The sequence below is a fragment of the Microbacterium esteraromaticum genome (genome assembly GCF_017303215.1).
In the GTDB taxonomy this organism is placed as follows: domain Bacteria; phylum Actinomycetota; class Actinomycetes; order Actinomycetales; family Microbacteriaceae; genus Microbacterium; species Microbacterium esteraromaticum_C.
This window is the reverse complement of sequence record NZ_JAEMWU010000001.1, coordinates 614179-628016: the sequence shown is the minus strand read 5'-3', so window position 1 is coordinate 628016 and position 13838 is coordinate 614179. Positions and strand designations below refer to the sequence as shown.

The following is a 13838-nucleotide window of genomic DNA, read 5'->3' as shown; positions in this document are numbered from 1 at the left end:
ACGAAGTGAAGAAGGGTCGCTGCGCGGGGCGCGGATGCCCTCACCCGGCGCCCTCGGCGGCCTACTCTGAGGGCATGTCCCTCCCGTCCAATGGTGAACAGGGCGTCGATCTCACCGACCGGCGCGTTCTCGTCGTGGAGGACGACGCCACCGTCGCCGAAGTGGCCGTGACCTACCTGCGCACCGCCGGACTGCTCGCCGATGTGGCATCCGACAGCTTCTCGGCACTCACGGCCGTCGAGCGCACCCCACCCGACCTGATCGTGCTCGATCGGATGCTACCGGGCATCGACGGCGCCGAGGTGTGCCGGCGCATCCGCGCCACCTCTGCGGTGCCGATCATCATGCTCACCGCACTGGGATCGACCGAAGACCGCATCGCCGGACTCGAAGCGGGCGCCGACGACTACCTCACCAAACCGTTCTCACCCCGTGAACTGGTGTTGCGCGTGCAGTCGGTGCTACGGCGCAGTCTCGCCCCGCACACCCCTGAGGCGCCCTTCGACATCGGCCCCTTCCACCTCGACGCCTCGGCCCGACGCGTCAGCCGCGACGGCACCGAACTGGTGCTCTCGGCGCGCGAGTTCGACCTGCTCGCCTTTCTGCTCAAGCATCCCCGGCAGACGTTCGACCGTCAGACGCTGCTACGCAGCGTGTGGGGGTGGGAGTTCGGTGACCTCTCGACGGTGACCGTCACCACCCGCCGGCTGCGCGAGAAGATCGAGGCCGACCCGGCGCATCCGACGCTGTTGGTCACGGTCTGGGGCGTCGGCTACCGTCTGGACATCGAGGAGACCTGATGCCACTACCCGACCTGCTCGCCATCATCGGCCTCGCTCTCGGCGCCGCACTGCTCGTCGGAGCGCTCGGCCTGGGAGCCCTCCACCTCGCGCGTCGACGCGGGCTGATCGTACAGCTGTGCGTCGTGGTTCTCGCCGAGGCCCTCACGCTTGCGGCGGGCGTGCTGGCCGTCGCCCAGGCCATGTACATCTCGGCCCACGACTTTCTCGTCGTCGTCGTGGTGACGGTGGTCTCGACACTGATGGCGGTCGCCATCGCCCTGGTACTCGGCCTGCGCCTCTCGCGCGCCGCACACACCCTGCAGACCCTGACGCACTCGGTGGGCGACGGCGAACTGGTCACCAGCGGGGCGGCGCTGGCTGCGGGCGGTGAACTGCAGCAGGTGGCCGACGAACTGGCCGCCACCAGCGCCCGACTGGCCGAGGCCCGCGCTCAAGTTCAGGCGATCGACGAGTCGCGCCGCGAACTGATGACCTGGATCTCGCACGACCTGCGCTCTCCGCTCAGCGGCCTGCGCGCCATGACCGAGGCGCTCGAAGACGGCCTCGCCGACGACCCGGCGCGCTTCCACCGCCAGATGCGCCTGCAGGTCGACCACCTGACCTCGCTGGTCGACAACCTGTTCGAGCTGTCGAAGATCTCGTCGGGCACGCTCGTGCTGACGCTGGAACCGCTGTCGTTGCGCGACATCGTCAGCGATATCGCCGCCGAGCTCGGACCGGTCGCGCACGCCAAACGCATCGAGCTGGTCGAGAGCACCAGCTCTGATCATGTCGTCGTCGGCGACCCCGCCGAACTGTCTCGGGTGGTCTCGAACCTGTTGATGAACGCGATCGAGCACACCCCGCAGGGCGGGGTGATCCGCATCAGCACGGCCCGCGAGTCTGATGCAGTCACCCTCTCGGTGCACGATTCGGGCGCCGGCATCGCCGACGAAGACCTGCATCGCGTCTTCGATCCGGGCTGGCGCGGCACGCATGCGCGCACGCCGCGGCCACCCGGCAGCGGACACACCGGGGCGGGTCTGGGCCTCGCGATCGCCCAGGGCATCGTCGAAGCGCACAGCGGGCGCATCACGGCCCGCAACGAAGACATCGGATGCCGGTTCGACGTGCACCTGCCCGCATAGGCCGGCGCTGTCGGCCCGTAGGATCGTGGGCATGCCCTCTGCCGACGAGGCCACGCGCCTGCTCCGTCTCGCCCACGATGCCCGCACCCGCGGCGACGCCCTACTGCACCTGCAGGTCGACATCGCCCATCTGACCGGTCAGGCCTCGTCGTGGGGTTCGGCCGACAACCGCATGCAGCGCGACGACCACGTCGGCTACTTCCTGAGCGAGGTCGAGCGCGTCGGGTGGCGGCTGGAGCACACCGGCTACGCGTTCGTCGAGAGCGGCGCCACCACCTCGTCCCGCATGTGGGGAACCGGCGAGGGCGTGGTCAACCACGGCGGCATCGAGGCGTTCTTCACCTTCCGCGCCGTCTGAGCGGCCCGACGAGCAGCACACCGATACCGGCGACGAACAGCGCGACCGCCGCGATCCGCAGTGGCAGCAGGTCGGCTGTGTACCGCGAGGTGAACGAGATCAGCCCCAGAAAGAAGCCCGCGACGACCAGCACCGCTCCGGCGAGCGGCAGCAACAGCACGGGCATCCGCTGAGCCAGCGTTCCGGCCTTCGCCGGCGGGGCGGCCGCGGCCGGCTTCGACGGCCGCACGCGCCGGAACGCCCGCGCCGCGATCACCCCGATCAGGGCGATCACGATCACGATCACCACGGCCTTCAGCGCGAATCCGGACATCCCCCGACGGTACCAAGTGCGGATGCCCGCCGCGCACGCCCTACGGTTGAAGGATGACGATCACCGCCGCGGCAGACGGCTCCGCACTCGGCAACCCCGGCCCGAACGGCTGGGCCTGGTACATCGACGACGCACGATGGGCGGCGGGCGGATCGGCACACGGCACGAACAACCAGGGCGAACTGCGCGCCGTGCTCGAACTGCTGCGCGCGACCGCCGGCACCGATGAAGCCCTCGTGATCGAGTGCGACAGCCGCTACGTGATCGACTCGGTCACTAAGTGGATGCCCGGGTGGAAGCGCCGCGGCTGGCGCAAGTCCGATGGCGGCGCGGTGCTGAACCGCGATCTGCTCGAGGGCATCGACGAGGCCATGCGCGGGCGCGACGTCACGTTCACCTGGGTGAAGGGGCACGCCGGGCATCCGCTCAACGAGGCCGCCGACGAGCGCGCCAACGCGGCGGCACGGGCCTATCAGAAGGGCGAGGAACCGCGCACGGGGCCCGGCTTCGCCGGCGCGGAACCCGAAGCGGCTGCACCCCAGCCTGTCGCACCGCTGCCACCCGCACCGCAGTTCTCGGCGCCGCTGTGGGCTGAGACGACCGACCTGTTCTCGGGTTTCGACGAGCCCGAGGCATCCGCTCCCACGCGGCTCACCGTCTCACTGACCGCCGCCGAGCACGCCCGGCTGCGCGACCGTGCCGACGCGCAGGGCATCTCGCTCGAAGAGGCCCTGCGGCGCCTGATCTGAGGGGCGCGGTCAGCTCTCGACCGACACGCGTGTGCGCGGCAGCGCCTCGGGATGCTCCTGCTGCAGCCAGGTCACCATCTGCTCGCGCACCTGGCAGCGCAGCACCCACTGGTCGTCGGAGTTCTTCGCCGACATCACCAGTCGAACAGTCACATGGCCGCCCTGCGAGTCAGTGACCCAGCAGCTCGACGAACGACGGTCCCACTCCGGGAGCGACTCGATGATCTGCTCGAACTTCGCGCGCACGTCATCGATCGGCACGCGCCAGTCGAGATCGAGGAACACCGTGCCGAGGATGGCATCCGACTTGCGGGTCCACGTCTCGATCGGCTTGGTCGTGAAGTAGCTGCACGGCACGACCAGGCGCCGCTCATCCCAGATGTAGACGACGACGTACGACAGGTTGATCTCACCGATCGTGCCCCACTCGCCCTCGACGACCACGACGTCGCCGACGCGGATCGTGTCGGTGAAGGCGATCTGGATGCCCGCGATGAGGTTGCCGAAGATCGACTGCGCCGCGAGGCCCGCGATGACGCTGACGATACCCGCGGATGCCAGCAGGCTGGTGCCGACCACGCGCAGCGCCGGGAAGGAGAAGAGCACCGCGCCGACGGCGATCACGCCGATTACGACGAGGGTCAGCCGGTGCAGAACGATCAGCTGAGTGCGGCGGCGGCGCAAGTCGGCGCCCGAGAAGCTGACCTGCTCGCGGGCGATCAGGCCTTCGAAGCCGAACGAGACCAGCGCGGCCAGTAGCCATCCGGCCGTGACCATCGCGGCGATGAACATCACATGCGAGGCCGACCCCCACCATTCCTGACGGCCCGGTGCGGTCACGGCGCCGGCGATCCAGATGGCCAGGACGATGCAGAATGTCACCCAGGCGCGGCGCACGCGGTGATCGAGGTCGCGCATCCACGGCACCCGGCGGCTCAGCAGCCGTGCCACGAGCCGCAGACCCAGCACGATGGCGAGGGCGACGACGAGGGCGATACCGATGGCGACGCCGGTTCCGGTCCAGGAGGTCCAATCGATCATCCGTCCACCCTAGGTGCCCCGTTCGCAACTCCGGAAATCTCGGGGATGCACACAAGAAACCGGCCAGTTCCGGGTGGAACCGGCCGGTTTCTCCGGAGTTACGAACGTCAGGCGGTGACGAGCACCTCACGCTCAAGACGCGCGAACGACTCCTCCATGCCGTCGGCCATGCCGGTACCGAGGATCATGTCGCGGGTGTCCTTGTCGGGATACTCGATGAGCACCGTGATCAGCGTCGCGCCGTCCTCTTCGTAGAGGTTCAGATCGTTGAGCGTCTCGGGGGCGGGCATGCCCTGCATCCGCTCGGTGGTGACCGAGCGGCGCGGCGCCTCGACCAGCAGCGTCTCGCCCTCGAAGCCGAAGGGCTCGCCCTCGGTGTCGCCGACTGGGGCCCACGAGTTGCGGTAGCTCTCGCCGGGGGCGTTGCCCACCACGCACTCGGTCATCTCCCACCCGTCGGGCCCGAGCATCCACTTGCGGATCAGCTCGGGTTCGGTGTGCGCACGCCAGACCAGTTCACGCGGCCCGTCGACCAGGCGGGTGATGCGCACGTGGGTGTCGTCGAGCAGCTCGACGCGCGTGCCCTTGCCCTGGGCGTACTCGCGCAGGTCTTGCAGCACCGCGTCGATCTGCGACATGGCCAGGCGCGTGCCCTCGATGGCGCCCATCTCGACGATCTGCTCGAGTGCTTCGAGCGAGTCGAAGTAGGAGGTGGTGACCATGCGCGTCGCTTCGCCGACCGATTCGAACGCGAACTCCATACGCATCGAGGGGAAGTCGGGGTTGGGATCGCCGTTGTCGTCACTGAAACCGTCGAGCACCTCGAACCGGTGCGGCGCCTCGATGGCGAGGAACTCCCAGTAGGCGCGTGAGCTCTCACCGCGCGGGCCGGTCATGCCATAGTCGGCGCGCCCACCGACCGTGTGGTCCCAGGTGTAGAAGCGGGCCGGCCACCCGGGAGGACCCCAGAACCGCTCGAGCTGGCGCGGGTCGCTGTAGGCGTCCCATACGCGCTCGATCGGCGCGGCGAACTCGGCGGTGACGGTCATCGTCAGGTTCTCTGTGTCGGTGGCGATATCGATGACAGGCATTTCACTCTCCTTATAGGGAAGGGTCTTGCTCGGTGGGATCTTGCGGTGATCGGCCGCGCGACGCAGGCGGTTGCTCGGCTGCGAACAGGTCGTCGAGTCTGGCGATGCGCGCCCGCCAGAGTTCTTCGTAGCGGGCCAGCAGAGCCCGCGCCTTCGCGATCATCTCGGGGTTGGCGCGCACGAGGCGCTCGCGTCCTTCGGCGCGCTTGATGATGAGGCCCGCGGCTTCGAGCACCGAGACGTGTTTCTGCACGGCTGCGAAAGACATGTCGTAGTCGCCGGCGAGTGCCGAGACCGACTGCTCGCGTTCGACGGTGCGGCGCAGGATGTCGCGCCGTGTCGACGCCGCCAGTGCATGAAAGACACGGTCGACCGCCGTCTCACTGAGTTCACTTTGTGCAACCATTTGGTTGTACGTTATGCCTCGAGAAGGAGTCTGTCAAGAGGTGGGTGTCGGGAACGCGTCCTCGTGGCACTAGCGGTCTTTACGTGGCAATGGTGCACGTTGACATGACACTAAGTGCAACACGCCCGGGCGACAAAGCCTGAAAACTCACCGGTTTCATCCACCCATGACGGTGCGTTCGTCAGCTTCTTCTCATCTACGAGCAAACCTATTTGCGTGCACCGGATCGACACCGGGCTCAGCCCCCTCAAGCGCTTCTTTCATGCCCTCCCAGCGGCTCTACGGTGTTGTTCAACCAGTTGCGCTTGACCGCGTGGCGGGCCTCCAATGTCAGTCCGATACAACACACGGCAAGCGAGACGAGGTTCATGATGAGACCGGTCGATGGGGCGAGACAGATCATGGCTCGACGCAGATCTCGTCATGCCGAGCTCCATTGGATCCCTCGTGCGAGCCAAGACACCCCTCGCAACTCGTCGGCTCTCCAGGAGTACGCCGTCGTCGACCGGGAACTCGACGAGCGTGACTGGACCGCCATCGACCCACTGAGGGTACGCACCTCCAAGGGCATCCGGCATCGCTCCACGCCAGCGATGTACTACTGGCGCCGCACCCGCTCCCACGTTTGGTGCGAGTCCCAGGAGGAACGGTGGGAAGTGCTGTGGCTGGACTACGGCGGCCAGGTGGACCAATTGTGGGCACAGCCCGGAGCGCTTGACTCGCCCCGGCATGTCCGGAGAGTGTTTTGCTGGTGTCAGCCGGCTCTCGTGACCGGTTCGTTGCGAGCGTAGTCGAGTTGCTCGACCTCGAGGGGCGTGAGGTCGTCTATGGAGCCGTGGGGGCGTTCGGTGTTGAACCAGAGCACCCAGGACGCGGTCGCTGCCTCGACCTGATCGACGTCTCGCCAGGGACCCTCGTGGTGGATGAGTTCGGACTTGTAGAGCCCGATCTGCGACTCCGCGAGGGAGTTGTCGTAGGCGTCGCCGACGGATCCGACGGACGGGTCGATGCCTTCGTAGACGAGCCGGTCGGTGAAGGCGATTGACGTGTAGACGCTGCCCGCGTCGGTGTGGTGCGTGAGCCCGGCGAACCCTGTGATGTCTTCGCGGCGGCGGGTGAAGAGCGCCATGTCGAGGCAGTCGAGCACGAGCGGGGTGGTCATGCTCGTCGCGGCGCGCCATCCGATGATGCGGCGGGAGTGCGCGTCGAAGACGAATGCGACGTAGACCCAACCGGACCAGGTCCACACGTAGGTGAAGTCGGCGACCCAGAGCTGGTTTGTGCGGAACCGGGCGAAGTGCCGGTCGACGAGGTCCGCGGGGCGGGTCTCGCGTGGATCCGTGTCGACAGGGCGTTTCCGCTTCCCACGGAGCACGCCGGCGATCCCGAGCTCACGCATGAGACGCTCGACCGTGCAGCGCGCGATGTCGTGCCCGTCACGGCGCAGCCGCAACCAGAGCTTGCGGGCCCCGAGCACCTTGCGGTGCGCCTGCCACGCGGCCACGATGATCGGCTTCCACCGCTCATCCGACACGGCCTGAGATGACGGTCCGCGCCCGCAGGCGTCGTAGTAGGTCGATGGGGCGACCTACACGCCGTGCTGGGTGAGCACGGCGCAGATCGACTCGACACCCCATCGGATCCCACCCTCGGTGCGGTCCTTGTGTTCGTCGATGAAGGCGACTATCGCTTGTGTGGCCGGTCGAGTTCGGCCGCGAAGAAAGCTGAAGCCGCCTTCAAGATCTCGTTCGCCCGCCGCAGCTCGGCGTTCTCCCGCTTCAGGCGCTTGATCTCCACTGTCGCGTCAGTCGTCACACCCGGCCGGTCTCCCGCGTCGACCTGCTCCCGACGGATCCAGGTGCGGATCGTTTCCGGCGAACCTATGCCGAGCATCTGCGCGACCGCGGTCATCGCCTGATACTCGCTCGGATAGTCGGCTCGCACCTCGGCGACCATACGGACAGCGCGCTCACGAAGCTCGCGCGGATACTTACTGGGACGTCCCATGAGACAGATCCTTCCAAGGAATCCTGTCTCGGGACACACCGGGGCGAGTCAGCTCCGTCAACCGGGGTGGGCCACCTCAACCTGCTGTGTCGCCTAAATGGTCCTTAGGTAAGGAGAATCGGATGCGCCTGTTGGGGGTCGTGAGCCAATGCACCAAACGACCTTCGACTTCGCGTCGTTCGAGGATGGTTGCGTCTTCGATCCACATCAGAGCCGTGCCGAAGTGGATCTTCTGCTGGCCTATCACCACGTCAAGAGGGACTTCGATTGCCAGTGGGCCCGAAATCGTGTCGACCTCCGCAGGTAGCTCGACCCCCAGGGCGTGCGCCTCGGGGTAAGCAGCTATGGCCTCCTTCCCCTCGAGGATTGTGGCCGCGCGACGCCACTCTGCAACCTGAGCGAAGGTGGTCTCGGTCAGGTCTGGAACTCGGACGATGGCGCCCGTGTGCTGTTGTAAACGTGCAAGCGCGTCAACGGGAACCGCGATGCCATCGAGGACCTCGCGAATCTCATCAGGGAAGGCGATGATCCAGTTCGGATCGACCGTCGCACTCAGAGGAGGGGCGCCTTTCCGCCGTACGTGGACAGAGTTCGGCGGCGATGCTGATGTGATGAAGGCCAAAGCGTTGCGTACGTCAAGCGCGGGCTGGTTCGAGTAGTCACCGAAGCGGAACTGTCGTTTCCCGCCCTCCGACGCTGTGTAGCGGTCCTCGATCGCGAAGACGTTGTTTTTCTGTTGTAACACCACGCGGAGGCCTTTCGTACCCTCGCTTCGCTCAACACGGGTTACCTCGGTCTCAGCGATCGTCACACCCTCGGCGGTGCGGACGGTGAGGATGAGGTCCGGGTCAGCTCCCACCTCATCATCAACCGGAAGGACTTGCATCGCCGCATTCGTCAGGGGCCCGCCGAGTCCGCCGGGCGCGTCGATACTGCCTGCAAAAGCCCCAGCCGGTGCCGCAAACGGTGCGCCGTAGTCGAAGAAATCTTGAAGAGCCGTCGCCAGATCAGAGCCGCCTTCTGCACTCACAGTTCCGGATATCACGATAGGACGCTCAGTTGCCGAGGCTGCGCATCGAGCGATGACGTCGACGGCCTGCCACTTCTTGCCCGGGCCGTCGGATTGGATCCATGTCATCATCAGATTCGGCCTTTTGATCAGGCCCGGCAGCTCTCCGTCCCCTAGCCGGAGCTCGTACCGGTAGTGGGGGTCGCCGTCGAGAACTGTTAACGCTTTCGCCAACTTGGATGAAACGGTGGGGACATCCAGTGTCTGACTTGCGTCGGCTGGGGCGAGCAGGGCAACGACTGCTTGGTAGGCCTCTTCAATGCGGCTCTTACCACCCTCCAGGTAGTAGTCAATGACTTCTGGGTACTTTGCGGCGAGGGCCTCGATGTAGGTCAGGCCGTGCCAGACGACAGTGTGCGCGCTGTCGTCGAGGCCTTGTAGCCAAGCTTCAGCTTCGGGTGTCGGATCCCAAGGCGTCACTAGATGCCATTCCTGGACGTCGAGTGTCGCCCACCGGGGGTCGGTTTGTAGCCGAGTCCATGACTCCTCGACGTTCTTCTGTTGAGTCGTTGAGAGCGGCCCTGTGTAGCGCTTGACCTGATACACGACGTCGCCGCCCTTCGCGGCCGCGCCTCTGTCGAGGATATCGACTCCGCCATCGCCTCTTGACGGTGTGATGCGCACAGAGTTTGGGCGTTTCAGGTTGATGAGCATCGCGACGACAGCTTCGATGTCATTGCCCTCATATCGTTCCCAAGCGACGCGTGTCATCAGAGCCCGCTTTCATCGTTAGCGATGCGACCATGCTCGCACCCTGAGGTCACCATAGCGGGGCCCACCCGACGAAACACTCAAGCCGACCGGCCACACTCCCCCTGGCGGCTGGTGATATCGCAAAGCGTCGAGATCACAGTCCCGGCGGAGGCAACACCAAGCACCAAGGCACCGGTCCAGCGCGGATGCACGAAAGTCCTCTGTGACTTATCCAACCATTCGCGTTCGGGCTCACGATCACGATGTGGTGCTGGTCATATCGCTCGGCAAAGACGTCAACTCATTTCTTTGACACGCGCGTCTCGTAACCTGATAATTGGCGGCACGGCAGAGCGAGGAACTGTGGGCAATATTTTGATCGGTGAGGATGCGGAGAGCTCTGCAATCTTCGAGCTCGCGCTCACGAGGCAAGCGGCGCTCAATGAGACCCACGAACGCGTACAGGCCGCGCGGGCGCAGGCGGCCTCGGTCATGGGCGCCGACAACACGGCCACCAACCCGTTACAGGTGGAACAGTTCGTTGCCTATTGCCTTGTGCAAGCCGTCGATCTCGGGCGATCGATGTGCGCCATGACGCGAAGCGAAGACGGCACCATGGAGCTCCCACTCATGGCCATGTACCCGTTGGTGCGAGCACAGGTCGAGAGCGCCAGCATGGCTCTATGGGTCATGAGTGGACCGGATCGGCGGAGTCGCGTGTTGCGACGACTGCAAGCGGCTCACGATGAGTTGATCCACGAGAAGGCTCTGACCAATAGCGCGCTCAAAGGTCGCAGCGTCTCAGACGAGCAGCGGCTTCGGCGTTCGGAAGCGCTTCGCCAGCAAAAGCACAAGGCACTCATTCGTGCCGTGGGTGATGCAAACTCCATCGAGCGAGACGAGTATGAGAACGCGCTTCCCGGCTGGGAGTTCATCGTCAGGCATGCCAGCGAGACGATGGGGCTTGAGAAAGATGAACTCGTCGTGATCTGGCGTCTTGCGAGCGGCTTTACCCATCCTTCGTTTCGGCGCGGAGCATCAGTGCTGGAGTTCGCCCCGACAGACGTCGAGGGGAATGTGCTTACAGGCGTCCTCTCAACGCACACTAGTTGGCTCGCGAGCGTGGTTTCCTTCGGCGCCCATGCCGCGAACAGAGCGTTGGACTTTTGGCGTGACAGCAAGATCCGTGTCAACGGTGAGCGTCCTGTGCCGGTGCCCGTCGTGCCGACGTTCACACGCTGAGCCAATGGACCAGTGGCAGCGATCCCAGGAGAATGGCGCAGAGGTTCGAGCTGGCAAACGGGGCGTGAACGTCGGAGCACGGACTTACTCTGGGCTGACGCACTACTTCGCGGACGATCTGGGAGCTCATGAGCGCGAACACCTATCGGGGGCATTGGTGGCTTCCCGGACTGCCTGCTCATGTTGCACCAGGTCAGCTGGTTGTCGATCAGTCTGGGCGATGCACTCTCGAACTCGTCGGAAGTCTTGATCTCCGGGCGGCGGCGGCACTCGAGCACCCGGATGACTCGGAAGCGAAAGCGATCCGCCAAGAGCGCGTGCACTCGATACTCGGACAAGTGCGTGGCCAGCCGATCACCCTTCTCAATTGCTTCGCAGGCAATGCTGACGGAGTTTCACACCGTGGTCGTTCGCGCCTCGACATCTCGGTTCAGGGCGCGCTCGTCGGAGCTCACGTTGAACATGACGAGCCAGCGTTCCGTTCAGCAATCGTCGAGATCGAGAACCTAACCGCGTGGCTCGGAGTCGACGACCAGGTGCATCGAAGAAGCGACGATAACGGGGAGACTGTCGCGCTTACCCGCCTCGAAGACCTGAAGGCGGAGATCGATGGGTGGACAATCACGACACGACGAACAGTCCAGCCGTTCTCCTCTCACCTCGAACACGCCAAAGCGAGCGTGAGCAGCCACATCGCCTGTTACCTGGTCCTACGCCCGCCCGAGCCTCGGCCCGCGCATGACTTCCATTCGGTCATTCTTGAACTCATGGACCTCCTCACTCTCGCCTCGGGAAGGCCGTGTGGGCAGATCAAGCTCACGCTCATCCACCGCGACAATCAAGTGTTGCCGGAACGACACGGATCCAACGTCGAGTTCGAGACGCGCGTGGATCCTTAGGAGGGAGGATTCACACCGCAGAGCCCGAAATGAGCGCCCCGCGCGACTGGGAGTTTCGCTTCCGGTGCGCCGAATTGTCGTTCGTGCAGATCGTCCCCGATTGGATACGCCTTCGGAGGAGAGCAGCCGATGCATGCAATGTGTTCTTCGGCTTGCAGTACGCAAGGCCGACCTACGCAGAAGCGCGATTGCTGCTCGTTGCGATAGTCGCAGAGGCGCTAAGCGTCGGACTCGGCGGCACCGACGGAGTGTCGTATCGCATGAGACTTCGGGGGCTTGCCGCCATCCCCGACCAACAAGCTATCGCGGACGTCGTTCCGGACATCGAGGCGTGGGCTCGAGACCTTCACCGAGCGCGCAACACGCTCGCTCATACCGGCAACGATGATGCTGAGCGAGACATCTTCGAGCTCGAGTGTGCCACCTCATCAGTCATCTCCCTCGTTCTTATGGCCGAACTCGGGATGCCTGCCGATGTCCAGCGCCGCGCCGCGTCAACAGTGTTGAAGACTCCGTGGTCTTGACACCTGTCTGCGCCCTATGGGGGTTGAATCGACCCATGGGAGTGGTAGAGACCGGCAAGCTGCCGACGGGAAACCGAGCGCGGGCGGCGTTCGTCGCGGCATTGGAAGCTAGCGATGACCGCGTTGAGCGCCACTACCTCGAAGTCAAGAGCGGCTTCGACCTAAACCTCAAGGCAGACCGACGCAAAGTCGTGAAGTTCATCCTCGGCGCCGCGCATCGTGACCCCGCTAAAGCCGCTCGTCACTTTGAAGGGCATGCGGTGATGGTACTCGGCCTACCGCTTGACGACGTAAGGGGAGTGCCGAAGTTCGAGGTCATGGACCTCGAACGCGACATCGTGACGTTCGCGGGCGCCCATCCGCCCGGCTGGGACATCGACTTGGTACCGGCGGACGACGGCCGAGATTTCGTTCTCATCATCGTTGATCCACCGGACGGGCGAATCCTTCCTGTGCTTCAATCCAGCGATCTACTGGTGAGCGGGGACGTCTACATCCGGGTTGAAGGTGCTACCCGAAAGGTCACCGGGCCTGAACTCGCCGCGATGGTGGGTAGAGCTCACGCGCCCAAGCACGAACCGCTGCTGGATGTAACGGTCGAGTCTCTAGGCCCGGCGCAGGCGATTGTCATCGACTCGACCGAACTCCGCGAGCTTGTTGAGTGGCACGCCAAACGCCTAGAAGAACAGGTCGAAAATACACCGACACGCTCGCCGTTCGCAGCGCTACACGCTTCCTACATGTCGGACCGACGGAGCCCCCAGGAGTTCCTCGATGAGGTCGAGGACTGGCGTGATAGTGCGCTCGAAGTGCCCTCATCGGGTCTGCACGAGCTCGCGGCGATGATGACTCGCCCGTTCGCACTGCGCATCATCAACAATGCGACCACGTCGTTGAAGGAAGTCAGGCTCGACGTGACGTTCGATGTGCCCGTCACTGCGCTGGACTGGGAAAAGCAGAGCAACACAATCAATCTCTTTCCGGATAGACCGTCGGGTTGGGGAGACGACACGTATCTCACTGGGATCTCGCTGAGAGGGATGGGGCCTGTCGTCACGCCGGACGCATACAACGGTTCGATACGAATTGCTTCTGAGGGGCCGGCCGAACTCGTCGTTGAGGTCCGCCGTCTGCACGCGGAGCAGACGGTGACAACTCCTGACGAGGACGTGGTTCTCGTTCTGTTTGTCGATAAGCCGGACAGCATCCCCGGCAAGGTGACCGCGACCTGGCGCCTCACCGCAGGCGAAGTGAACGAGGTTCTTAGAGGCAGCTTCGATGTCGACGTCGCGCGAGCGGATTGGCGGGACCCGCTACGCTCGGTCATCTCCGGAATAACGGGGTGACATTGATCTGGACCGGGCCGACGCCTGAGGCCGTCACAACAATTAGCCAGCCGACGAGCGACGAGATCCTACCCGCAAGGGAGAACTATCGTCCTAGCCCAACGTCTTCTCGCATGCATGGTGGAAAGTGTCACGACATAGAACGACGGATGCTCTCTCTAAGCCCCGAT

At 64.7% G+C, this 13838-nt stretch carries 13 protein-coding genes and 1 pseudogene; 8 read left to right on the top strand and 6 right to left on the bottom strand.

Translation table 11 applies throughout. The annotated features are described in order from the left end of the window. Positions 1-74 precede the first annotated feature (74 nt). Genes JF543_RS02855 through JF543_RS02845 form a run of 3 tightly spaced genes read left to right on the top strand, consistent with a single transcriptional unit; the run spans position 75 to position 2288 of the window. Positions 75-800, top strand: coding sequence for a response regulator transcription factor (locus tag JF543_RS02855; RefSeq protein ID WP_206822686.1), 726 nt, complete (start codon positions 75-77; stop codon positions 798-800). Further along, complete coding sequence (locus tag JF543_RS02850) at positions 800-1930, top strand: sensor histidine kinase (RefSeq protein ID WP_242519382.1); 1131 nt, start codon at positions 800-802, stop codon at positions 1928-1930. The genes JF543_RS02855 and JF543_RS02850 overlap by 1 nt, the downstream gene beginning before the upstream one ends. A gap of 31 nt (positions 1931-1961) precedes the next feature. After that, complete coding sequence (locus JF543_RS02845; RefSeq protein ID WP_206822685.1) at positions 1962-2288, top strand: hypothetical protein; 327 nt, start codon at positions 1962-1964, stop codon at positions 2286-2288. Here the strand turns inward: JF543_RS02845 and JF543_RS02840 are convergent. Next, entirely contained in the window at positions 2269-2601 is a 333-nt protein-coding gene (locus tag JF543_RS02840; protein WP_206822684.1) for a hypothetical protein, read from the bottom strand. The two genes, JF543_RS02845 and JF543_RS02840, sit on opposite strands and share 20 nt — an antisense overlap. Before the next feature lie 53 nt (positions 2602-2654). Here JF543_RS02840 and JF543_RS02835 point away from each other — a divergent pair, with 53 nt between their 5' ends. Beyond that, entirely contained in the window at positions 2655-3350 is a 696-nt protein-coding gene (locus tag JF543_RS02835; protein WP_206822683.1) for a ribonuclease H family protein, read from the top strand. 9 nt (positions 3351-3359) lie between these two features. Here the strand turns inward: JF543_RS02835 and JF543_RS02830 are convergent, their stop codons facing one another. The 5 genes and pseudogenes from JF543_RS02830 to JF543_RS02810 all read right to left on the bottom strand — a co-directional run bounded on the left by JF543_RS02830 (position 3360) and on the right by JF543_RS02810 (position 9675). After that, on the bottom strand, positions 3360-4391 hold the full coding sequence (locus JF543_RS02830; protein ID WP_206822682.1) for a mechanosensitive ion channel family protein: 1032 nt from the start codon (positions 4389-4391) through the stop codon (positions 3360-3362). A gap of 107 nt (positions 4392-4498) precedes the next feature. Then, positions 4499-5482, bottom strand: coding sequence for an SRPBCC family protein (locus tag JF543_RS02825; protein WP_206822681.1), 984 nt, complete (start codon positions 5480-5482; stop codon positions 4499-4501). Positions 5483-5492: 10 nt separating this feature from the next. Further along, a complete protein-coding gene (locus JF543_RS02820; protein WP_206822680.1) occupies positions 5493-5888 on the bottom strand; it encodes an ArsR/SmtB family transcription factor in 396 nt (131 codons plus the stop codon). Between the two features lie 754 nt (positions 5889-6642). After that, a pseudogene (locus JF543_RS02815) lies at positions 6643-7895 on the bottom strand (IS3 family transposase). 76 nt (positions 7896-7971) lie between these two features. Further along, positions 7972-9675: a restriction endonuclease gene (locus JF543_RS02810; protein ID WP_206822679.1), complete on the bottom strand. Its 1704-nt coding sequence runs from the start codon at positions 9673-9675 to the stop codon at positions 7972-7974. A 345-nt stretch (positions 9676-10020) separates the two neighbouring features. Between JF543_RS02810 and JF543_RS02805 the strand changes: the two genes are divergently transcribed. From JF543_RS02805 to JF543_RS02790, 4 genes are all read left to right on the top strand, one after another. Further along, on the top strand, positions 10021-10899 hold the full coding sequence (locus JF543_RS02805) for a hypothetical protein (RefSeq protein ID WP_206822678.1): 879 nt from the start codon (positions 10021-10023) through the stop codon (positions 10897-10899). Positions 10900-11027: 128 nt separating this feature from the next. Beyond that, entirely contained in the window at positions 11028-11798 is a 771-nt protein-coding gene (locus JF543_RS14490) for a hypothetical protein (RefSeq protein ID WP_206822677.1), read from the top strand. 29 nt (positions 11799-11827) lie between these two features. Further along, positions 11828-12322 (top strand): HEPN domain-containing protein, encoded by a 495-nt coding sequence (locus JF543_RS14485; RefSeq protein ID WP_206822676.1) that lies wholly within the window; start codon positions 11828-11830, stop codon positions 12320-12322. A gap of 35 nt (positions 12323-12357) precedes the next feature. Beyond that, positions 12358-13668 (top strand): hypothetical protein, encoded by a 1311-nt coding sequence (locus tag JF543_RS02790; RefSeq protein WP_206822675.1) that lies wholly within the window; start codon positions 12358-12360, stop codon positions 13666-13668. Positions 13669-13838 lie beyond the last annotated feature (170 nt).